The 21,678-nt window shown below is 64.1% G+C and carries 18 protein-coding genes and 1 tRNA gene; 9 read left to right on the top strand and 10 right to left on the bottom strand.

The window, feature by feature from the left end; genetic code table 11:
* Positions 1-33 precede the first annotated feature (33 nt).
* The 5 genes from mce to DPM33_RS24725 all read left to right on the top strand — a co-directional run bounded on the left by mce (position 34) and on the right by DPM33_RS24725 (position 4,585).
* Positions 34-438, top strand: a complete 405-nt coding sequence (mce, locus tag DPM33_RS24705) for a methylmalonyl-CoA epimerase (RefSeq protein ID WP_112100010.1) — start codon at positions 34-36, stop codon at positions 436-438.
* Entirely contained in the window at positions 435-719 is a 285-nt protein-coding gene (locus tag DPM33_RS24710) for a DUF1467 family protein (protein WP_112100011.1), read from the top strand. Before mce ends, DPM33_RS24710 begins: the two co-directional genes overlap by 4 nt.
* A 574-nt stretch (positions 720-1,293) precedes the next feature.
* Positions 1,294-2,622: a proline--tRNA ligase gene (gene proS / locus DPM33_RS24715; RefSeq protein ID WP_112100012.1), complete on the top strand. Its 1,329-nt coding sequence runs from the start codon at positions 1,294-1,296 to the stop codon at positions 2,620-2,622.
* Positions 2,619-3,905, top strand: coding sequence for a lipoprotein-releasing ABC transporter permease subunit (locus DPM33_RS24720; RefSeq protein ID WP_112100013.1), 1,287 nt, complete (start codon positions 2,619-2,621; stop codon positions 3,903-3,905). Before proS ends, DPM33_RS24720 begins: the two co-directional genes overlap by 4 nt.
* Positions 3,902-4,585: an ABC transporter ATP-binding protein gene (locus tag DPM33_RS24725; protein ID WP_208648449.1), complete on the top strand. Its 684-nt coding sequence runs from the start codon at positions 3,902-3,904 to the stop codon at positions 4,583-4,585. The genes DPM33_RS24720 and DPM33_RS24725 overlap by 4 nt, the downstream gene beginning before the upstream one ends.
* A 390-nt stretch (positions 4,586-4,975) precedes the next feature.
* On the opposite strand, the gene DPM33_RS24730 is transcribed toward DPM33_RS24725, so the two are convergent.
* Positions 4,976-5,365, bottom strand: a complete 390-nt coding sequence (locus tag DPM33_RS24730) for an ankyrin repeat domain-containing protein (RefSeq protein WP_112100014.1) — start codon at positions 5,363-5,365, stop codon at positions 4,976-4,978.
* A gap of 430 nt (positions 5,366-5,795) precedes the next feature.
* Between DPM33_RS24730 and DPM33_RS24735 the strand changes: the two genes are divergently transcribed.
* Positions 5,796-7,046, top strand: a complete 1,251-nt coding sequence (locus tag DPM33_RS24735) for a site-2 protease family protein (RefSeq protein WP_112100015.1) — start codon at positions 5,796-5,798, stop codon at positions 7,044-7,046.
* Positions 7,047-7,051: 5 nt separating this feature from the next.
* On the opposite strand, the gene lipB is transcribed toward DPM33_RS24735, so the two are convergent.
* Positions 7,052-7,795 carry a lipoyl(octanoyl) transferase LipB gene (gene lipB, locus DPM33_RS24740; protein WP_112100016.1) on the bottom strand — a complete coding sequence of 248 codons (744 nt, stop codon included), beginning with the start codon at positions 7,793-7,795 and terminating at the stop codon, positions 7,052-7,054.
* Between the two features lie 239 nt (positions 7,796-8,034).
* On the opposite strand from lipB, the gene DPM33_RS24745 reads away from it, so the two are divergent.
* Positions 8,035-8,119, top strand: a tRNA-Leu gene (locus DPM33_RS24745).
* A 155-nt stretch (positions 8,120-8,274) separates the two neighbouring features.
* Here the strand turns inward: DPM33_RS24745 and DPM33_RS24750 are convergent.
* The 7 genes from DPM33_RS24750 to DPM33_RS24780 all read right to left on the bottom strand — a co-directional run bounded on the left by DPM33_RS24750 (position 8,275) and on the right by DPM33_RS24780 (position 17,233).
* Positions 8,275-10,956: a phosphoenolpyruvate carboxylase gene (locus tag DPM33_RS24750; RefSeq protein ID WP_112100017.1), complete on the bottom strand. Its 2,682-nt coding sequence runs from the start codon at positions 10,954-10,956 to the stop codon at positions 8,275-8,277.
* A gap of 62 nt (positions 10,957-11,018) precedes the next feature.
* Positions 11,019-11,987, bottom strand: coding sequence for a 2-hydroxyacid dehydrogenase (locus tag DPM33_RS24755; RefSeq protein WP_112100018.1), 969 nt, complete (start codon positions 11,985-11,987; stop codon positions 11,019-11,021).
* Between the two features lie 77 nt (positions 11,988-12,064).
* Entirely contained in the window at positions 12,065-12,964 is a 900-nt protein-coding gene (gene sucD / locus DPM33_RS24760) for a succinate--CoA ligase subunit alpha (protein WP_112100019.1), read from the bottom strand.
* Positions 12,965-12,978: 14 nt separating this feature from the next.
* Positions 12,979-14,166, bottom strand: coding sequence for a malate--CoA ligase subunit beta (locus tag DPM33_RS24765; protein WP_112100020.1), 1,188 nt, complete (start codon positions 14,164-14,166; stop codon positions 12,979-12,981).
* Positions 14,167-14,185: 19 nt separating this feature from the next.
* A complete protein-coding gene (locus DPM33_RS24770) occupies positions 14,186-15,169 on the bottom strand; it encodes an HpcH/HpaI aldolase/citrate lyase family protein (protein WP_112100021.1) in 984 nt (327 codons plus the stop codon).
* A gap of 10 nt (positions 15,170-15,179) precedes the next feature.
* On the bottom strand, positions 15,180-16,370 hold the full coding sequence (locus DPM33_RS24775) for an aminotransferase class V-fold PLP-dependent enzyme (protein WP_112100022.1): 1,191 nt from the start codon (positions 16,368-16,370) through the stop codon (positions 15,180-15,182).
* Between the two features lie 134 nt (positions 16,371-16,504).
* Positions 16,505-17,233, bottom strand: coding sequence for a LuxR C-terminal-related transcriptional regulator (locus DPM33_RS24780; protein ID WP_425373575.1), 729 nt, complete (start codon positions 17,231-17,233; stop codon positions 16,505-16,507).
* Positions 17,234-17,523: 290 nt separating this feature from the next.
* Here DPM33_RS24780 and mgtE point away from each other — a divergent pair, with 290 nt between their 5' ends.
* Both mgtE and DPM33_RS24790 read left to right on the top strand, forming a co-directional pair.
* The gene (mgtE, locus tag DPM33_RS24785; RefSeq protein ID WP_112100023.1) at positions 17,524-18,942 is read left to right on the top strand and encodes a magnesium transporter; all 1,419 of its coding nucleotides are present in this window, start codon (positions 17,524-17,526) and stop codon (positions 18,940-18,942) included.
* 143 nt (positions 18,943-19,085) lie between these two features.
* Positions 19,086-19,472, top strand: a complete 387-nt coding sequence (locus DPM33_RS24790; RefSeq protein WP_112100024.1) for a MerR family transcriptional regulator — start codon at positions 19,086-19,088, stop codon at positions 19,470-19,472.
* Between the two features lie 45 nt (positions 19,473-19,517).
* Here DPM33_RS24790 and DPM33_RS24795 read toward each other — a convergent pair whose 3' ends face one another.
* Positions 19,518-21,659, bottom strand: a complete 2,142-nt coding sequence (locus tag DPM33_RS24795; RefSeq protein ID WP_112100025.1) for a beta-galactosidase — start codon at positions 21,657-21,659, stop codon at positions 19,518-19,520.
* Positions 21,660-21,678 lie beyond the last annotated feature (19 nt).

Here is a 21,678-nt window from a genome sequence, read left to right on the forward strand (position 1 = left end):
CTATTGCCTTACTCCCTTAATGCGGAGCGCTTTATGCTTGGACGTCTGAACCATGTCGCGCTTGCCGTGCCGGATCTGGCTGTGGCAATGGCGGCCTATCGTGACACACTCGGCGCGCGATTGAGCGCTCCGCAGGCGCTGCCGGAGCATGGCGTGACCGTGGTGTTCGTCGATGTCGGCAACACCAAGATCGAGTTGCTGGAGCCGCTCGGCGAAGCCTCGCCCATCGCGGCGTTCCTCGAGAAGAACCCTTCGGGCGGCATGCACCATGTCTGCTACGAGGTCGACGATATCCTGGCTGCCCGCGATCATCTGAAGGCAAGCGGCGCGCGCGTGCTGGGTGACGGCAACCCCAAGACCGGCGCGCATGGCAAGCCGGTGCTGTTCCTGCATCCCAAGGATTTCTTCGGCACGCTGGTCGAACTGGAGCAGGCATGAACTGGGTCCTGTTCGCCGCGCTGTTCTTCGTCACCTGGTGGCTGGTGCTGTTCGTCGTGCTTCCATTCAGCCTGCGCACCCAGGATGACGATCAGGATGTCACGCTCGGCACCGTTTCCAGCGCGCCGCGCGGGCCACATATGCTGCGCGCCTTCCTGCGCGCGACGATCGTAACGGTGATCGTCATGGGCATTCTCTACGGTCTGACGATGGGGCTGGGATTCAGCTTCGACGACATCATGCGGATCATGCCGGACTTTAGTCCGAATGCCAGTCACTGAAGCTGATAATACAGTTTCGGCAAGTATTGAGCACGATGACGCGCGCTAAAGTTGAAACCGGAAGCCGGCTTCCGAATCCTGCGAGCGCATGACGATCAGGCTGTTTGGCAGATGATCGTGCTAAGCAGATGATTGCACAAAAAAAATGCAAGGCACGAGGCCTTGCAATTTAAACGCGTCCGATCCGTTTCCGGTGTCCGGCGGCAGCGAGTTACCGCGCCTAGATCGCATCCTCCCAAGACTTTGACCGCGTAGGAGAGCAGATTTTTCTCCGCCCTCTCGGTTATCGGGGCACACTAGACCAAGGCAGGTGAAAATGTCACGAAGAATTTTGCCTCGAAACAGGCAATATCGTGCTGCACTGCACAATAGTGCGGCAGGGCTTGCTTGTGAATCGATCAAAAGGCCATTTGCGGCACTTTGCAGCCAAAATCGCCTTTTTGGTAAGGTGCAGAAGCCCCCGATACTTTGGGGCACTCGGGTTCCCATTCCGTCATGAAATGGCTATGAAGCCGGGGCAAGCAGCCCTTTCGCGCCGATTCCCGCGCGTCATTTTTCATTCACGGACCAGTCCATGCGTTTGTCGCGCTATTTCCTGCCCATTCTGAAAGAAAATCCCCGCGAGGCCGAAATCGTCTCGCACCGGCTGATGCTGCGCGCCGGCATGATCCGCCAGCAGGGGCAGGGCAGCTTTTCGTGGCTGCCATTGGGCAAGCGCGTGCTGGACAAGGTCTGCCAGATCATCCGTGAGGAGCAGAACCGCGCCGGTGCGCTGGAAATCCTGATGCCGACCATCCAGTCGGCCGATCTGTGGCGCGAAAGCGGTCGCTACAACGACTATGGCAAGGAGATGCTGCGTATCAAGGATCGCCAGGATCGCGACATGCTCTACGGTCCGACCAACGAGGAAATGGTCACCGAGATTTTCCGCGCCTACGTCAAGTCTTACAAGGATTTGCCGCTGAACCTCTACCACATCCAGTGGAAGTTCCGCGACGAGGTGCGGCCGCGCTTCGGCGTCATGCGCTCGCGCGAGTTCCTGATGAAGGACGCCTATTCCTTCGACCTCGATTTCGAGGGCGCCAGAGCCGCTTACAACCGCATGTTCGTCTCCTACCTGAGGACGTTCACGCGCATGGGCCTGCAGGCCATTCCGATGCGCGCCGACACCGGCCCGATCGGCGGCGACCTCAGCCACGAGTTCATCATCCTGGCCGAGACCGGTGAAAGCCAGGTGTTCTGCGACCGCGCTTACCTTGCGCTCGACGTGCCGGGCGCCGGCACCGACTTCTCCAACGATGCCGAGATCGGCGATATCGTGACGAAATGGACGACGCCTTACGCGGCCACCGACGAGATGCATGACGAGGCGGCCTGGTCCAAGGTTGCCGAGGGCGACCGGCTCTCGGCGCGCGGCATCGAAGTCGGCCACATCTTCCATTTCGGCGAGAAGTACTCAAAGCCGATGAATGCCAAGGTGACCGGCCCCGACGGCAAGGACCATTACGCCTCGGGCGGCTCTTATGGCATCGGCCCTTCGCGGCTGGTCGCGGCGATCATCGAGGCGAGCCATGACGAGAACGGCATCATCTGGCCGGAAGCCGTGGCGCCGTTCGACATCGGCCTGATCAACATGAAGGTTGGCGACGCCGAATGCGACCGCGTCTGCGGCGAGCTTTATGCCGCGCTTAACGCAGCCGGCAAGGACGTGCTCTATGACGACACGGACCAGCGGCCGGGCGGCAAGTTCGCCACCGCCGACCTGATCGGCCTGCCGTGGCAGGTGATCGTCGGGCCGCGCGGCGTGGCGGCCGGAGAGGTCGAGATCAAGAACCGCAAGTCGGGCGAGCGCGAGACGCTGCCGCTCGCCGAGGCCAAGAAGCGCCTGGGTATCGCCGCATGAGCGAGGCGGCGACAGCGGCCAGGTCAGGGGCGGGCGCCTTTTCCGGTTTCGAGCGCATGGTGGCGTGGCGTTACCTGCGCTCGCGCCGCAAGGAGACGGTGATCTCGGTCATCGCCTCGATCTCCTTCCTCGGCATCATGCTGGGCGTCGCCACGCTGATCGTCGTCATGGCGGTGATGAACGGTTTCCGCGCCGAATTGCTGACCCGCATCCTCGGCGTCAACGGCCATCTCATCGTGCAGCCGCTCGATTCGCCGTTGGAGGACTACGCCCAGGTGGCGAGCCGCATCAACGGCATCGCCAGCGTCAAATACGCGATCCCGCTGATCGACGGCCAGGTGCTGGCGCAAGGCAATGTGGGCGGCGGCACGGGCGCCCTGGTACGCGGCATCCGTGGCGAGGATCTCGGCAAGATTTCGATTGTCGCCAGCAACATCAAGCAGGGCACGCTCGACGGTTTCGATGCCGGCGAAGGCGTGGCGATCGGCAAGCGAATGGCCGAGAATCTCGGCCTCACGCTTGGCGACACCATCACCCTGATCTCTCCCGATGGCGATGTCACCCCACTCGGCACCACGCCGCGCATGAAGGGCTACAAGGTGGCGGCGATCTTCGAGGTCGGCATGTCGGAATATGACAGCTCGATCGTCTACATGCCGTTTTCGGAAGCGCAGCTCTACTTCAACATGGACGGGCGGGCGCAGACCATCGAGATCTATGTCGACAATCCCGACAATGTCGACGCGCTGAAGCCGCTGGTCGAGCAGGCGGCGCAGCGGCCCATCGACATCGTCGACTGGCGCCAGCGCAACGAGACCTTCTTCTCGGCCCTGCAGGTCGAGCGCAACGTCATGTTCATGATCCTGACGCTGATCGTGCTGGTGGCGGCGCTCAACATCATTTCGGGCCTGATCATGCTGGTGAAGGACAAGGGCCACGACATCGCCATCCTGCGCACGATGGGCGCCTCGCGTGGCGCGATCCTGCGCATCTTCCTGATGACGGGGGCGGCGATCGGAGTCACCGGGACGATCGCCGGCGTGCTGCTCGGCGTCGTCATCTGCGTCAACATCGAATCGATCCGCCAGTTCTTCTCCTGGATGACCGGCAGAATCCTGTTCAACCCCGAGCTCTATTTCCTCAGCCAGCTGCCGGCGAAGATGGATCCGCGCGAGACGACCTATGTCGTGATCATGGCGCTGGCCCTGTCGTTCCTCGCGACCGTGTTCCCGGCCTGGCGGGCCGCCCGGCTCGATCCCGTCGAAGCCTTGAGGTACGAATGATGGCCGAGGCCATTATCGAGTTGAAGGGCGTCGAGCGGCACTACGTGCAGGGGCCGCGCAAGCTCACCATCTTGAACGGCGCCGACTTTTCGCTGCGGCGCGGTGAGATGGTGGCGCTGGTGGCGCCGTCGGGTACGGGCAAGTCCACCCTGCTGCACACGGCCGGCCTGCTCGAGCGGCCGGACGCCGGCGACGTGGTTCTCAACGGCCGTGCCTGCGGCCGGCTGTCGGACGAGGAACGCACCGCGATCCGCCGCAACGATGTCGGCTTCGTTTATCAGTTCCATCATCTGCTGCCAGAGTTTTCGGCGCTCGAGAACATCATGATGCCGCAGCTGATCAAGGGACTTTCCCGCAAGGACGCGGCGGAACGGGCGGCGCAGCTGCTCGACTACATGCAGATCGGCAAGCGCGCGCAGCACCGGCCGGCCGAGCTATCCGGCGGCGAGCAGCAGCGCGTCGCCATCGCCCGCGCGGTCGCCAATGCGCCGCTGGTGCTTCTGGCCGACGAGCCGACCGGCAATCTCGATCCGGTCACCGCGTCCTACGTCTTCGACGCGCTGGAGGCGCTGGTCAGGCAGTCGGGCCTTGCGGCATTGATCGTTACCCACAACCATGAACTCGCCGGACGCATGGACCGGCGGGTGACGCTGGCCGAAGGCAAGGTCGTGCCTCTCTGAGACCAGGCTGACAATCTCCCCAGAGCGGCCTGGACCCGGTTCCGGGCAGCAAAACGCTGTCATGGCAGCCGGCCGTACATCCGCCGCGGATGTGGTAGAATGCGACCTCCCGCCGGTCGGAGGCCGCCGTGAAAAAGCTCATTCTCGGGATTGTCGTTCTTCTGTTCCTGGCGGTCGCCTTGTCGACCGTCTACTCCCTGCTTTTCGGTTGCCCGCATGGCGGTTCATACCGGTGCGTCCAGGGCTTCAACCGGGAAACCTGTGGCTGCCCACAGACGTAGCTTTCGGGTGCTCCTGTCGCGAAGACAGCTGGCAATCGTCAGCACTTTGCGCGCGAGGGCAAAGTCGTCTCTCCTTGAGGCGCATTGAGGTTCGAGTGCGGAGGGTGGCTTATCTTTCGAAGAACTTCGCAGTGTCGTAGTTTGCGATAGCCATCGCCAAAGACCTAGGGCTCACGCCATGAACGTTCGCTGCATCAGGGTCCGCGCCAGCATTCAACAGGGGGGTGATAGCCTCAGGACCACCCCGATAGGACATTACCGCCCGCCACAATGGGCTGTTGCCGTTGCGATCTCGTGGCTCCAGCGCAGCTCTAGCTCCAATGAGCATCTGAACTAAATCGGCATCGCAGTTCTGGGCGGCAAAGTGCAAGGCGGACCAGCCTGCAGCATCAAATGCGTTCGGGTCTGCGCCACTTTCCAGCAAGCGTTGCGCGAGCATTGTCTCGCGATCAATCGCTGCGTTGATGAGGGCGGTGCGTCCGGCTCTGTCCCTATCCATTCCCAAGGAATACCACAGTTTGCCAGATCACTGCAGGCGGTGGCAGCTGTGCGCCCGCGCCCGTCAACCTTTCCTTAACCCTGCCCAAACGGGCCGCCCGGATTCGTTCCGGCTGGCTGTTGGAGGTCGTTGACATTCGAACAAAATTAGAACAAATTACGAACATACTAACAACGGAGAGAGTTATGTCTGATCTGGTTCAGGATGTCGTCTCGCTGGTTTGCATGAGCACCTTCCTCGTTTCCATGGCCATCTGGATCGGCGCCATGTGAGAGTACGGCTATCGCCGCCGTTCGGGACGGGCAAGCGCCCGCCCTTTGCGGGACGGGAGACAACGTCCGCCCCGGGACGGGCAAGAGCCCGCCCGTCGTTAAGTCTTTCTTGGCCGCGCCGCCGCTAGGCTGCTCCTTCAAGACAGGGAGCCAAGGCAGTGTCGGTCATCGTCACGGTCACCCTCGTGGCCGGCAATCTCGGACTGATCTTTCTTTTGATGACCGTGCCGCTCGGTTTGCGCACGGTCCGGGTCAGCCGCGTCATCAAGGCTGACCGCAATCGCCTCTGGCAGGCGCTGTGGCCGTTCGGCGACGATGCCGGCTGGTCCGGCGAGATCCTCTCCGCCGAGCCGGTGGACGGCGAGGGGACTGCGCTGATCAAATTGTCCTGGGAAGGCCGGGACGGTAGCCCGATCGAACGCAAGGCGCGGTTCGAGGATGTGAGGGAAGGAAGCTACTTCTCGATGCGCGTCATCGAGGATACGGCGCTCGATCCGTCGTTCTGGGCCAATTACTGCGAGACTGCGGAACTCGTGCCCAAAGGCGATGCCACGCGGGTCACGCTCGCGCAGACCGACCGCTACCGCGGCGTCGCCTTCCTGATCTTCCGCTTCTTCGCCATGCGCCGCGAACTGCGCAAGCTGGACGTCTGGGCGACTACCGGCGAATATCGTAAAGGCGGCTGGTTCGAGCACCCGGTGAGCCAGGTTGGCTTTGCCGTGCTTTCGGCCTTCATCCTGTGGCCGTTCTTCGGGCTCAACCTCGGCGGCTTCGCGCTGGCCGCGATCCTGACCTCGGTGGTCGCGCTGCACGAGCTTGGCCACATGGCGGCTTTCCGGCTGTCGGGCCATCGCCGGGCGCGGATGATCTTCATCCCGCTGCTTGGCGGCATAGCCATCGGCGGCAGGCCCTATGACAGTCGCTTCGAGGTCGCCTTCGTGGCGCTGATGGGCGCCGGCTTCTCGGCTTTCCTGGTGCCAGTGCTGATCGCCGCCAGCGGCTTTGCCGGCGCAGAGGGCCATCGCCTGGCCGCGGCTCTGCTGGCGACGCTTGCCGGCTGCGCGTCGCTGTTCAACATCGCCAATCTGGTGCCGGTGTGGAAATTCGACGGCGGCCAGGTGCTGCGCCAAATCTGCCCCGGGCCGATCGCGCTGGCGATGGCGTCCTTCTTCCTGCTGTCGGCGCTGCTGGCGCTCGGCTGGCGGGCCGGTTTCTCGCCGAGCTTCCTGCTGATCGCCGGCGCGGTGTTTTCGATCCTCAGCCTGATCACCATGGGCAGCGGCGTAAAACCGCGTCACGAGCTGAAGCCGATCCAGCCTTTCGACCGGCTGGCCATGGCCGGCGCGCTGCTGGCGGTCTTTGCCATCCATGGTTACGGGATGCTGTGGGCCTCTGCCCAATTAATGTAGGCGGCTTAGCCAACCTTGCGCTTGGCCTCGGCAACGGGAGCTGCGGCAGGCCCAAAAACATCTTCGAAAGCGGATTTCAGCGCCAGATCGAGGTCGGCCATGGTGACCGGCAGGCCGAGATCGCCGAGGCTGGTGACGCCGTGATCCGAGACGCCGCAAGGCACGATGCCACTGAAATGGGAAAGCTCCGGTTCGACATTGATGGCGATGCCGTGAAAGCTCACCCAGCGGCGCAGCCGGATGCCGATGGCCGCGATCTTGTCCTCGGCGGGTGAGCCGTCGGGCAAAGCAGGGCGGTCCGGCCGCACCACCCAGACGCCGACGCGATCCTCACGCCGTTCGCCGCGCACGTTGAAGGCGGCAAGCGTGCCGATGATCCATTGTTCGAGCGCCGCGACGAAGGCGCGCACATCCTCGCGCCGGCGTTTCAGGTCAAGCATGACATAGGCCACGCGTTGTCCCGGGCCGTGATAGGTGTATTCGCCGCCGCGCCCGGCGGCAAAGACCGGAAACCGGTCGGGATCGATCAGGTCCTCGCTGCGGGCGCTGGTGCCGGCGGTGTAAAGAGGTGGATGCTCGACCAGCCAGACTATTTCGCCAGCCGCACCGGAGCGGATGGCTTCGGCCCGGGCTTCCATGAAGGCCAGCGCATCCGGATAGGACGTCAGACCGGGTTCGACCGCCCACTCGACCGGCGGCGAGCCGGGCAAGGGCAGGAACGACGTGGCGATCTGGCTGCGTTCTGTCATGGACCAATCTCGACTTGCCCTTCATATGGCGGCAAACGGCCAAAACGTCCAGTTCCGCCCGCGTGAAGCCAGGCCGTGGAAGGTTGTGCATGCCGGTTTGTCCGATGCATGTCGTTCTCCCAAAACCGCTCCGCACTTTTGGGCGGCATGCATTAGCGATTATTCCGCACGGCGCACTTGTTTCGCCGGAAACGATTTGCTACAGGCCCCGGGCCGGACGGTTCCGGCTCCTACCACGTGCGGTCGTGGCGGAATTGGTAGACGCGCAGCGTTGAGGTCGCTGTGGGGCAACCCGTGGAAGTTCGAGTCTTCTCGACCGCACCATTCTCCCCAAAAAGATGTTACTTGGATGAGCCGGCAGGTGACGGTCGCAATCGCGCCGTCAGCCTTCCTGCAGGGCAAACGGAAGCGGCGCCGGGTCCTGAGGACCGCGCCGCTGCTTTGGGTTTTTCAGTCCTTTACTGAGCAAAAGGCCGAGCCTAACCCGTCCACCCCAGACCAGCCGAGATGCAGTTGATCGACACGAGCAGGGCGTCGGTCGCCCGCTTTTGATCCGCCGTGCCGGTGCTTGCCCGGACTTCGCGCAGCAGATCGACCTGCAGCCGGTGGATGTCGTCCATCTGCCGGCGCAAGCTGTCGAAACGGCGCTTGAACATCGGAAAGCGCGCCGAAAGGTCGCCGCCCGTGAGGTCGCCGATCAGGCGCCGCGTCAGCTTGTATTCGGCGGCGATACGGGTGTAGATCCGCCCAGCCGCATCGCCGTCGGAGACCAGGCCGGCGTAGAGTTGCGCGATCTCCATGTCGGCCTGGTAGAGCGTCTTTTCGGCCTCGTCGACGATCAGGCGGAAGAAGCGCGAATGCTCGAACATGCGGGTGAGAAGCTCGCGCCCGGCCTCGCCGCGCACGGTGACGAAGGCGCTAAGCGCGCTGCCGATGCCATACCAGCCGGTCAACAGGTGACGGTTCTGGCTCCAGGCGAACACCCACGGAATAGCGCGCAGATCGGCAATGCCTTTGGCGCCGAAGCGGCGGTCCGGCCGTGAGCCCATTTTCAGGAGCGCCAGTTCGGCTACCGGGCTCGCCTGGTTGAAATAATCGAGGAAGCCCGGCTCGGCCATCAGCCCGGCATAGGAGGCCTGCGACATGCCGGCCAGCGCTTCCAGCGCTTCGTCGAACTCCGGCGTTTCCTTCGGCGCGGCATCGCCGGGCGATCCAGTGCTGTGGGCCAGCACGGCGGCGGCCAGGATCTCGAGCTGGTTGAGGCCGGTGCCGCGATTGGCGAATTTCGACGACACCACCTCGCCCTGCTCGGTCACTCGCATCGATCCGGCGACGGTGCCCTGCGGTTGGGCCGCGATCGCGCGGCCGGTCGGCGCGCCGCCGCGGCTGACCGAGCCGCCGCGACCATGGAAGAAGCCGATCCTGACCTTGTGCTTGCGGCCAATGGCAGCGAGGCGCTTTTGCGCTTTCGCCAGTTCCCAATTGGACGCGAGGAAGCCGCCATCCTTGTTGGAGTCCGAATAGCCGAGCATGATTTCCTGGCGCGCGCCGAAATCGCGCACCGTGCGCCGCACCAGCGAAACGTCGAGCAATCCGTTCAGTATGGCAGGGGCGGCCTGCAGATCGGCGATGGTCTCGAATAAGGGCACGATGCGCAGCCGGATCGTGCCGCCGCTGGGCGCGGTCGATAGCCCGCAATATTGCGCCAGCAGATACACGCCAAGCAGATCGTCGGCTGAGCGGGTCATGCTCAGAATGAAGGAGCCGACCGCGTCGGCATCTGCGCCGGAAGCGTGCCTGGCGATGACGTCGAACGTCGAAAGCAATTCGGCTGCTTCAGCCGAGAGCTGGCCCCTGTCGATCTCCAGTTGCTCGCCCTGGCTCAAGGCTGCGCGAATGCGTGCCGACCATCGCGGTGTGCCGGCGGCGACCGGATCGGCGGGATTGATCAGCGCGAACAGCTCGGCCAGCACCCGGTTGACCACCGTGGAGTTCTGCCGGATGTCGAGCGAGACCGTGCGGAAACCGAAGCTTCCGAGCTGCCAAATGAGAGGTTGGACGAAACGCCGGGCGACCGCGCGCCCGCCGATCGCTTCGAGCACCGAGGACAGCGCGCTGAGATCGGCGCGAAACGCCTCCGCCGAGAGGTAGGCTTCCTTACCGCTGTCGCGCGTGGCGACCAGCCGGGCAAGCATAGCCGAAGCAAATTGGCGGAGCGGTTCGTCAGGATTGCGGGCGGCGATCTCTTGCGCCTCGGCACTTTTCTCAAGCGCGGTTTGCAGCACCGGCCTGAAGCTCACCGGTAGCTCGACGACGTTCGAGCTGGCGCTCAGCACCGACACCAGCCGCTGCACCTGTGCCAGATACCAGCCGATGGCGGTGTTGCGGTATTCGGCCATGGCATGGGCGGTGGCCTCGGCCGTCACATTCGGATTGCCGTCGCGGTCGCCGCCGATCCACGAGGCATAGCGCATGAAGGAGGGAATTTTGATCGGCTCGCCAGGATAATGACGCTCGAAGGCGCCTTCAAGCTTGCCATAGAGCTGCGGCGTCGCCTCGAAGATGACTTCGCGGAAGAAATGCAGGCCCCAGGCGATCTCGCGTTCGACCGTCGGGCGCTCCAGCCGCAGCTCGCCGGTCATCCACAGAAGCTCGATCTCGCTTTCCAGGTCGGCGACCAGGAGATCGCGTTCGCGCGGCGCCCAGCGCGGCTGGTCGAGCTCGGTCAGCTTGCGATAGATGCGGCGGTGGATCTCAAGCACCGTGACGCGTTTGGCCTCGGTCGGATGCGCGGTCATGGTCGGCCCGACGCGAAGCTCGTCAAGCGCCGCCTGGACTTCCTGCGCCGAGTGGCCGTTTGCCGCCATCTGCGCGATAACGCTGGCGAAGGATCCGGGCACTTCGTCGACACCGGCGCCCTGCTCGAGCTCGCGACGCGCCCGCATGGCAAGCAGCTCGTCGGCGATCGTCAGCAACTGGAACCAGACGCCGCTAGCCTGAAGCGCCGGGATGCGCTGCTCCGGGGCAAGCGAAACAAGCGACCTGCGTCCGTTCAGAACGGCGGCGATCTCGGGCTCGCGCGCGCTTGCGACCTGAAGCAGCAGGCGCAACAGCAGGCTGCGCTCGTCCTCACGAAATTTTATCCGCTTGCTCTGTTCCAAAGCGCTATCCTCGTCCGCATCGATTACAATTGCGGCGGCGCCCGAATGATGCTGGCGCGGCGTCAGGCGACCCGGTCGGGGACCGGGCGACCCTCGAAGAAGGCGGTCAGGTTCTCCACCACCTTCATGCCCATCGCCACCCGTGTTTCCTCGGTCGCGCTGCCGAGATGCGGCAACAGCACGACGTTCTCCAATTGCTTCAGCGCCTCCGGAACGGCCGGCTCGCCGTCGAAGACGTCGAGACCCGCGCCTGCAATCTCGCGCCTTTCCAGCGCGCCGATCAGGGCGTCCTGGTCGACGACGTCGCCGCGCGCCGTGTTGATCAGGAACGCGCCGGCTTTCATCGACCGCAGGCGCCGGGCATCGATGAGATGACGGTTTTCCGCGCCGCCCGGACAGTGCAGCGACACGAAATCGGACACAGCCAGCACATCGTCCAGATTCGGCAGCTGCACCGCACCCATGGCGCGCGTCTCGTCATCATCGACCGGCGAGCGATTGAAGAAGACGATCTTCATGCCGAAGCCGAAATGCGCGCGCCTGGCGGTCGCCTTGCCGATGCGCCCCATGCCGACAATACCCAAGGTCTTGCCCGATACTTTCGCGCCGGCCATGTGGGTCGGCGACCAGCCACGCCACTCGCCGGCCCTGAGCTGCCGTTCGCCTTCACCGGTGCGGCGGGCGACGGCCAGGATCAGGCTGAGCGCCAGGTCGGCTGTGCAGTCGGTCAGCACGCCCGGCGTGTTGGTCACCACAATATCGCGATCGCGAGCCGCCGCGACGTCGATATGACTGAAGCCGACGCCGAAATTGGCGATGATCCTGGTGCGGGCCTCGCCGTCGGGAAACACCGCGACCGGCAAACGGTCGCTGACCGTTGCCAGGATCGCGTCATAATCCGCGAAGGCGGACGTCATTGCGTCAGGGCTCAGCGGCGTATCGCTGGCGTTGAGCGTCGTGTCGAAGCGCTCGGCAAGGATCGCTTCGACGGCGGCCGGCCATTTGCGGGTGACAATCAAACGCGGTTTCATCGGATTTCCTGCCGATCGATAGGCCGCCGCGATGCGTGCGGCGGCCTGGATTTCACATTCTGCGGGCTATGCGGCCGTCACGCCGCTTTTTTCGTCCGCGCCAGTGTATCGGCCACGACCTCGCCGAAAGAGGCGGGCGTCGGCACGATGACGACACCGGCGTCCTTGAGGATCTCGACCTTCTCCTGCGCCGACTCGCCGAACGCCGAGATGATCGCGCCGGCATGGCCCATGCGGCGGCCTTTCGGGGCCGAGAGGCCGGCGATGTAGGCGATCAGCGGCTTCCTCATATTGTCGCGCGCCCAGATCGCGGCTTCGGCTTCCTGCGGGCCGCCGATCTCGCCGATCATCACCACCGCGTCGGTATCTTCGTCGCGATCGAAGAGCTGCAGGATGTCCTTGAAGGACGAACCGTTGATCGGGTCGCCGCCGATGCCGACGCTGGTCGAAACGCCGATGCCGAGCGCCTTCATCTGCGAGGCTGCCTCGTAGCCCAGCGTGCCGGAGCGACCGACGATGCCGACGCGTCCAGGCAGGTAGATGCTACCCGGCATGATGCCCATCAGCGCCTGTCCAGGTGTGATGACGCCGGCGCAGTTCGGACCGACGAGGCGCATGCGGTCCTCGAAGCGGTAGCGGCGCATGTAGCGCTTGACCTGCATCATGTCCTGCGAGGGGATGCCGTCGGTGATGCAGACGCACAGTTTGATGCCGGCATCCGCCGCTTCCATGATCGAATCGGCCGCGAAGGGCGGCGGCACGAAGACGATGCTGGCTTCGGCGCGGGTCTCTCGCACGGCGCCCTTGACGGTGTTGAAGACGGGCAGACCGAGATGCGTCTGGCCGCCCTTGCCGGGGGTGACGCCGCCGACCAGCTTGGTGCCGTAGCGCTTCATGTCGTCGGCGTGGAAGCTGCCGATCTTGCCGGTGAAGCCTTGCACGATGACGCGCGTGCTGCGGTTGAGCAGGATTGCCATTTTCTCTCCCTCCCTCAGGCTGCTTTTTTCTTCTTGGCGGCGGCACGCCAGGCGGCGACGGCTTTTTCGGCGGCTTCGGCCAGCGTCTCGGCGACGATCACCGCCTCACCGGAATCGGCCAGGATCTTGCGGCCTTCCTCGACCTTCGTGCCGGAGAGACGCACCACCAGCGGCACCTCGACACCGACCTCGCGGATCGCCTTGATGACGCCCTCGGCGACCCAGTCGCAGCGGTTGATGCCGGCGAAGATGTTGACCAGGATGGTCTCGACATTCTTGTCGCCGAGCACGGCGCGGAAGGATTTCGCCACCCGCTCGGGCGAGGCGCCGCCGCCGATGTCGAGGAAGTTGGCCGGTTCGCCGCCGGCGATCTTGATCATGTCCATGGTCGCCATGGCGAGGCCTGCGCCGTTGATGATGCAGCCGATATTGCCGTCCAGCCCGACATAGGAGAGGCCACGGTCGCTGGCGAAGGTCTCGCGCGGGTCTTCCTGGCTCTTGTCGCGCAATTCCGAGATTTCCGGCCGGCGGAACAGCGCATTCTCGTCGAACGACATTTTCGCGTCGAGCGCGACCAAGCTGCCGTCGCGCGTCACCACCAGCGGGTTGATCTCCAGCATCGAGGCGTCGTAATCGCGGAACACCTGGTAGCAGCCGAGGATGGTCTCCGTCGCCTTGCCGATGAGGTTGCTTTCGAGCCCGAGGCCGAAGGCGATCTCACGCGCCTGAAAACCCTGCATGCCGACGCCTGGATCGACGGTGGCGCGGATGATGGAATCCGGCTTTTTCTCGGAGATGTCCTCGATCTCCATGCCGCCGGCGGCCGACGCCACGATCATGACGCGCTCTTCTTTACGGTCGAGCACGAAGCCGAGATAGAGCTCCTGCGCGATGTCGACGGCTTCCTCGAGATAGAGGCGCGAGATCAGCTTGCCGCGCGGGCCGGTCTGGTGCGTCACCAGCTTGCGGCCGAGCATGGCTTCCGCCGCGTTGGAAATCTCCTCGTCATTGGAGCAGAGCTTGATGCCACCGGCCTTGCCGCGCGCGCCGGAATGAACCTGCGCCTTCAGCACCCATTTCGAGCCGCCGATCTCCCTGGCACGGTAGGTCGCCTGCTCCGGGCTGTAGGCGAGGCCGCCGCGCGGCACATGCACGCCATGACGGGCAAGCAATTCCTTGGCCTGGTATTCGTGGATGTCCATTGTAGTCCTCCCGTAGTTCTTATTGCGCGGCGGCGGCGTGCGGCTTTTGTTCGCTAACAAGTTGGCCGGCGCGTTCGATCGCCTCGTTCACCACCAGCACATTGCGCGCCATGCGTTCCGAAGCGGCGTCGATCATCTTGCCGTCGAGCGCCGCGGCACCCTTGCCGAGCGCTTCCGCCTCCTTCAGCACTTCGAGGATGCGGCGGGCGCGGGTGACTTCCTTTTCCGGCGGCGAGAACACGTCGTTGGCCAGAGCGATCTGCGAGGGGTGGATCGCCCATTTGCCTTCGATGCCGAGCGCTGCGGCGCGCCTGGCGGCGGCCTTGTAGCCTTCGGGGTCGGAGAAATCGCCGAATGGCCCGTCAATGGCGCGCAGGCCATAGGCGCGGCAGGCGACCGTCATGCGCGACAAGGCAAAATGCCACTGGTCGCCGGGGTAATCGGGGTTGAGGCCGCCGATGTTGACGGTGCGCGCCTTGTTGCTGGCGGCATAGTCGGCGACGCCGAAATGCATCGCTTCCAGCCGGCCCGGCGTCGCGGCGATCGCCTCGACATTGGCCATGCCGAGCGCCGTCTCGATCAGCGCTTCGAGGCCGACGCGGGTCTTGAAACCCTTGGCCATCTCGATCTGGTTGACCATGGCCTCGACCATATAGAGGTCCGCCGGCACGCCGACCTTCGGCACCAGGATGGTGTCCAGCCGGTCGCCGGCCTGTTCCATAACGTCGACGACGTCGCGGTACATGTAGTGCGTGTCGAGGCCATTGATGCGCACCGAGACGGTCTTGCCCTTGGCGCGCCAGTCGATGTCGTTCAGCGCCTGGATGATGTTCTTGCGGGCGCGCTCCTTGTCCGGCGGCGCGACAGCGTCCTCGATGTCGAGGAAGACGAAGTCGGCGGTGCTGTTCGCCGCCTTGTCGATCATCTCCGGGCTCGAGCCGGGCACTGCGAGCTCGCTGCGCTGCAGCCGCAGTTTCTTCAGGTGGTTGATGGTGTGGCTCATGGTTCGCTCCTCATGCAGCCTTGGCGACCGGCATGTCGGCCGTGCGGCGGAAGTGCTCGATCGCCGCCGCCACGCCCGAGCCCGGCGCCAGGCGCACGCCGCAGTCGAGCAGCGTCATTTCGGCGGCCGACAGCGAGGCCAGCACCATCACCTCGTTCAGCCAGCCGAGATGGCCGATGCGGAAGACCTTGCCGGCAACCTTGTTGAGGCCGCCGCCGAGCGACGTCTGGTAGGCGTTGTAGGCGCGCTTGACGACATTGGCGCTGTCGATGCCTTCCGGCACCAGGATGGCGCTGACCGTGTCGGAGTGCCATTGCGGCGCCTTGGCGCAAAGCTTCAGGCCCCAGGCATCTACCGCCTTGCGCACGCCTTCGGCGAGGCGATGGTGACGGGCGAAGATGTTCTCCAGCCCTTCCTCGGCGATGAGGTCGAGCGAAGCGCGCAGGCCGCGCAGCAGCTGCGTCGCCGGCGTATAGGGGAAAAAGCCGGCGTCGTTGGTGCGGATCATGTCATCGAAGGAGAAGTAGCAGTGCCGGTGCTTTGCCACTCGCGCAGCGGCAAGCGCCTTCTGGCTGACCGACAGGAAGCCGAGGCCGGCCGGCAGCATGAAACCCTTCTGCGAGCCGCTGACGGCGCAATCGACACCCCATTCCTCCTGGCGGAAATCGATCGAGCCGATCGAGGAGACGCCGTCGACGAACAGCAGGGCAGGGTGCTTCACGGCATCGAGCGCGGCGCGGCAGCCGGCGACATCGCTGGTAACGCCGGTCGCGGTCTCGTTCTGGGTGCAGAAGACGGCCTTGATGCGGTGCGCCTTGTCGGCGCGAAGCTTCTCGGCATAAAGCTCGAGCGGGACGCCGGTGCCCCATTCGCAGTCGATGACGTCGACCTCGAAGCCGAGGCGCTCGGCCATGTCGACCCACAGATGCGAGAACTGGCCGAAGCGCGACATCAGCACGCGGTCGCCGGGGCTGAGCACATTGGTCATCGCCGCTTCCCAGGCGCCCGTGCCGGAGGAGGGGTAGATGAAGACGCGGCCGGTCTCGTTCTTGAAAACCTTCTTGATGTCCTCGAACAGCGGCAGCGTCAGGTTGGGGAAGGAAGAGGCGCGCATATCCTCCATCGGCAGGTTCATGGCCTGCCGGACCTGCTCCGGAATGTTGGTGGGTCCTGGGATAAAAAGATGGGTGAACCCAGCCATGCGCGAAACTCCTCCGATCGTTGGGATTTGTGGTGGAATTCTCGTTTTGAACAGGTTCGCCAACAACACCTTGCCGGGTAAGTTGTTGGCCCTTGCGGGTGGGATGGCCCTACCCGATTGGCGACCTGGGCGGCCTACCCGATCGGCGATTTCGAGTTGCGCCGCTTCTCGCTGGCGTAGAGCGCGACGGCCATGGCGCGGTTGCGGACGTCCAGCTTGTCGTAGAGATTCTTGAGGTGGTATTTCACCGTGTTTTCCGAGATCCCGGTCCGCGTCGCGATCTGGAGGTTGGTCCAGCCATCTGACAGCACCGCCAGCAATTCGCGCTCGCGCACGGTGAGCTGCGCCAGCGGCGTGTCGTTGACCTTGTTGATGTCGATGTAAGGAATGCAGATGCGGCCATGCGCGACCGCCAGGATCGTCTCGAAGATGATCGGCGGGTCGTCGAACTGGAAGCAGTAACCCTGGGCGCCGAGGCGCACGCACTGCTTGAGGATGCCGATGTCATGGTCGTTGGAGAAGACCGTGATGCGCACGCCGAGCTTGCGGTCCTGGACCTCGGCCAGAATGTCGGCGCCATCCATGTCGGCAAGCTTCCAGCCGATGACGGCGACGTCGAATTCGGCTTCCGCAGCCAACTCCAGGAATTGCTTGCCGCTCTGCACGGCGCTGACCAACTCGAAGCGCCCGTCGCATTCCAGCATTTCGCGCAGCGCCGAGATAACGAGCGGATTGCGTTCGGCGACGACCACGCGAACGCGGCGTTCGCCAACTGCTTCGTCCGTTTTCCGCGACGCGAGGTTCAAGGCTTGCTGCTCACCCTGTCGATTCCACCGGTTGCCGGCCTCTGCGGACCGTTTCATGACAATTCTGCCTCAACCGCAAAGGAGCGCTCTTTCCCCAGCGACATGTACTGTCGCGTCGGCTGAAGCCGGAATCGCCCCGCGCCGAGACGGCAGCCGAGTTGCGCGGCAGATGTATTTCGTCGGCAATTCCGCACGTTAGGGCGGTATCTTGCCGGAACGAATCTCATCGCTGCGCTATCTTGCGCCCGGGCCTCGAAATTTCGTGGAAAAGCGGTTTCCACTTTTCGGGATCATGCTCTAGACCTGATTGCGCACCCTTTCCGGATTGCTGTTGGCGGGAGGCGCTGGTGGAAGGCCAGGACAGACAGACGACCGGCGCCAGGGCCGCCGACGAGCACCACGCCGACATCTATGGCGAGGACGGCGCCGTACTGTCGTCCTTCCTTGCCCAGATCGGCGCGGCCATCGCCGACCGGGACACGCTCACGCTCAAGCGGGAAGTGGATGACCTGCACCAGTCGGAGCTCGGCGATCTGCTCGAGGCGCTGCATCCCGAGCAGCGGCGCGCCCTGGTCGAACTGCTCGGCACCGATTTCGACTTCTCCGCGCTGACCGAGGTCGACGAGGCGATCCGCCTCGATATCGTCGACAACCTGCCCAACGAGCAGATCGCGCAGGCGGTGCAGGAACTCGATTCCGACGACGCCGTCTACATCCTCGAGGATCTCGACCAGGAAGACCAGGACGAGATCCTGTCGCAGTTGCCGTTCACCGAGCGCATCAGGCTGAGACGCGCGCTCGACTATCCGGAAGAGACGGCCGGCCGGCGCATGCAGACGGAGTTCGTCGCCGTGCCGCCGTTCTGGACGATCGGCCAGACCATCGACTACATGCGCGAGGACAACAACCTTCCGGACCGCTTCAGCCAGATCTTCGTCATCGACCCGAGCTTCAAGCTGCTCGGCGCCATCGATCTCGACCAGATTCTGCGCACCAAGCGCGCCGTCAAGGTCGAGGATGTGATGCATGAGACCAGGCACGCCATTCCGGCCACGATGGACCAGGAGGAGGCTGCGCGCGAGTTCGAGCAATACGACCTTCTGTCTGCCGCCGTGGTCGACGAGAATGAGCGGCTGGTCGGCGTGCTTACCATCGACGACGTCGTCGACGTCATCCAGCAGGAAGCCGAAGAGGACCTTCTGCGCATGGGCGGCGTCGGCGACGAGGAATTGTCGGACACCGTGCTTGCCACCTCGCGCTCGCGCGTGCCCTGGCTGCTGGTCAACCTGTTGACGGCGTTCCTGGCCGCGTCGGTGATCGGTCTTTTCGACCATACGATCGAGCACATCGTGGCTTTGGCCGTGCTGATGCCGATCGTCGCCGGCATGGGCGGCAATGCCGGCTCGCAGACCATGACGGTCACCGTGCGCGCGCTGGCGACCCGGGATCTCGACATCTACAACGCCGCGCGCATCATCCGCCGCGAGCTGGGCGTGGGTTTCATCAACGGCGTGGTGTTCGCGGTGCTGATCGGCATCGTCGCGGCGGCTTGGTTTCGCGATCCCAATCTGGGCGGCATCATCGCGGCGGCGATGATCATCAACATGTTTGCCGCAGCCCTTGCCGGAATCCTGATCCCGCTGGTGCTCGACCGCTTCAAGATCGATCCGGCGGTGGCGTCGGCTGTCTTCGTCACCACCGTCACCGATTGCGTCGGCTTCTTCGCCTTCCTTGGGTTGGCGACGTGGTGGTTTAGCGTGCCCTAAAATCAGCAGGCCGCGTTAATTGACTTTTACGTAAATGCCGTGCGAGGTTGCCCTGGGGTTAAGTGCCGATTCCGGCATGGAAGGGTCTAATCGGCGGGAAGGGCGACGCTCCAGGCGGCGGTGTCCGGACTTTGGGAGCGGGAATGCGGGAATATTATACGATCACCGAGCTGACACGCGAGTTCGACGTGTCGACGCGGACGTTGCGTTTCTACGAGGACGAAGGGCTGGTGCAGCCCGTCAGGCGCGGCCGCACGCGGCTGTTCCGGCCGTCGGACCGGCACCTCATCCGTCAGATCATGCGGGGAAAGAGGCTCGGTTTCTCGATCAACGAGATCCGCGAGATCATTCAGATGTACAAGGAACCGCCCGGCGAGGTCGGCCAGCTCAAGCTGATGATCCGGCGTATCGAGGAGAAGCGCGAGGATCTGCGCCAGAAGCGGCGCGACCTGGAAGAGACGCTGGCCGAGCTGGACCAGGCCGAGGAGTCCTGCGTGGAGCGCCTGGTGGAGTTGGGCGTCAACACCTGAAGCGCGTCGCGACGAAAACACACGCTCCAGGGTTTGTGGTGAAGCTCATAAATTGAGCGCGATAACTGCGCAGCCATAGGCCTCCAGTTGCAGCGCACCTGCAACGGGTTTGCCCGTCAGCAGATCGACGCCCGCGGGGACGTTCGGCACCATGACTGGAGTTTCCGTGGTGTTCAGCACGAACATCAACCGGCGGTCGTCGGCTTCCCGGATAGAGACCTCCACTCCGGCAGGCAGGTCGGGCAGCAAAGGCGCGATACCGGCCTTGGCCAGCACGACATCGACAAGTTTCTCCGCCAGCTGCGGCGTGAGATATGTGCCGACATAGACGACCTGGCCTTGCCCCACCTTGCGTGCGGTGATTGCCGGAGAACCGGCGGCGAAGCGGTTCGACCAGGCGCCGAGCACCTCGACGTCAGGCGCTGTCTCCAGCAACTCGTACAAATGCGAGGCCTGGAACTCTTCATTGCCAAGGGTGAAGAAGTATTTGCGTTCGACCGACGAGGCCGGCAGCGGCGGCGGTGCATAGGCGCCCATGGCGGCCGGACGGAACAGGGGAAACAGCCCGCTGCCGCCTTCGGCAACGACGCGGCCGAACTCCACGACCTTGACGCCGCTGAGCGCCGCCAGGACGTTGCCGGGAGCCTGCTCGCGAATGATGTGGTTGTTCTCGTCCCTGGTTCCGCTCAATGCCGACAGGATTAACGTGCCGCCATTGCGCACGAACGTCTCGACGGCGTCGTTCCATTGATCCTTCCACATCACCCAATGCGGGATGTAGAGCGCCTTGAGCCGCGAAAGATCGTCCTCGGGATGAATGAACCCGCAAGCAATGCCATTGTGATAGCAGTGGCGATGAAGCAGCGTCGCGTCTTCGAGCGGGCTGGGAAGGCCGATCGGATATGTCTTGTGAGCCTCCTGGTTGTCGAAGTCGGCGCCGGCGATGCCTAGATCCATCCGCACCACCGTGCCGAGCACCTTGTCCTTGATGGCGGCGATCTCATGGAAGAAGCGGCTTGCCTCGTCATAGCGGCGGCGCGGCACGTCGTCGTGATCGATGACGCCCATCCAGTAGATTTCGGCGCCGAAATGCGCGGGACGCCAACGGAAGAACATGACGCCGTCGGCACCGCGCGCCACTGAAGTCATGGCCATACGGCGCATTTCGCCGGGCTCCGGCGTCATCGTCGAGAAGCCGGGCTGGCTGCCGAAGCCCGAGGACTGCTCCGGAACGATGAAGTTGCCGGAGTAGGCGCGGCATATATCGAGATGGAGGGCCTGGGTCGCCGCGTGGCCGCCGGTCCGGCGCATCTCGTCGTACAGCATCGGATAGATGTCGAAGCCGATGAAATCGAGGTCCTGTCCGAACTGGCCGCGGAAGTCGATGTCGGCAAGCTGGCCAAGATTGTGGAAGATGAACCAGTCCGGATTGGCGGCGCGCAGGATTTCGACCTGGTCATGCTGGAAGGCAGCGGTCGCTGCGGCCAGAAAGCGGTGGTAGTCCTGCACATGGCCGGGGCTGGGGTAGGACGGCATGAGCGGTCTCGGCAGGTCGATCTGCGAGAAATCGTCGTAGGCCGTCGCCCAGAAGTGGCCGCCCCATGCGAAGTTCAGCGCCTCGATGGTGCCGTAGGCGTTCTGCAGGTATTTCTGAAACTCCAGCCGGGTCGAAGGCGCAAACGTTTCCGACACGGTGGTGTTGAGTTCGTTGTCCGTCTGCCAACCGATCACACGCGGGTTGTCCCGGTAGTGCTCGGCCATGGCGCGGGTGATGCGGCGGCTGTGGGCGCGGAACACCGGGCTCGTGGTGTCGGCATGCTGGCGCGATCCGTGGCTCGATGCCCGCCCGTTGATGTCGACGCGCAGCACTTCGGGATAGTTGACGGTGAGCCAGCGGGGAGGGGTCGCCGTCGGCGTGCACATGATCGTGTCGATTCCCGCCTGGCTCAGAATTTCGATCGCGCGATCGAACAGGCCGAATTCGAACCTGCCTTCACGAGGCTCGAAAATGTGCCAGGCGAACTCTCCCATCCGCACGGTGTTGACGCCGGCGGCAGCCATGCGCTCGGCATCACGCCGCCAGCAGCCTTCGTCGACATGTTCAGGGTAGTGAGGAGCTCCGAGCAGAAAGTGGTCGAGATTGAGGGGCCGCCATACGGATAGCGGGGCGGGCTTCTTTCGGTTCATGCTTATGGGGCTTTCGAAT

Origin of the sequence: Mesorhizobium hawassense (assembly GCF_003289945.1) — a bacterium.
GTDB classification, from domain to species: Bacteria; Pseudomonadota; Alphaproteobacteria; order Rhizobiales; family Rhizobiaceae; genus Mesorhizobium; species Mesorhizobium hawassense.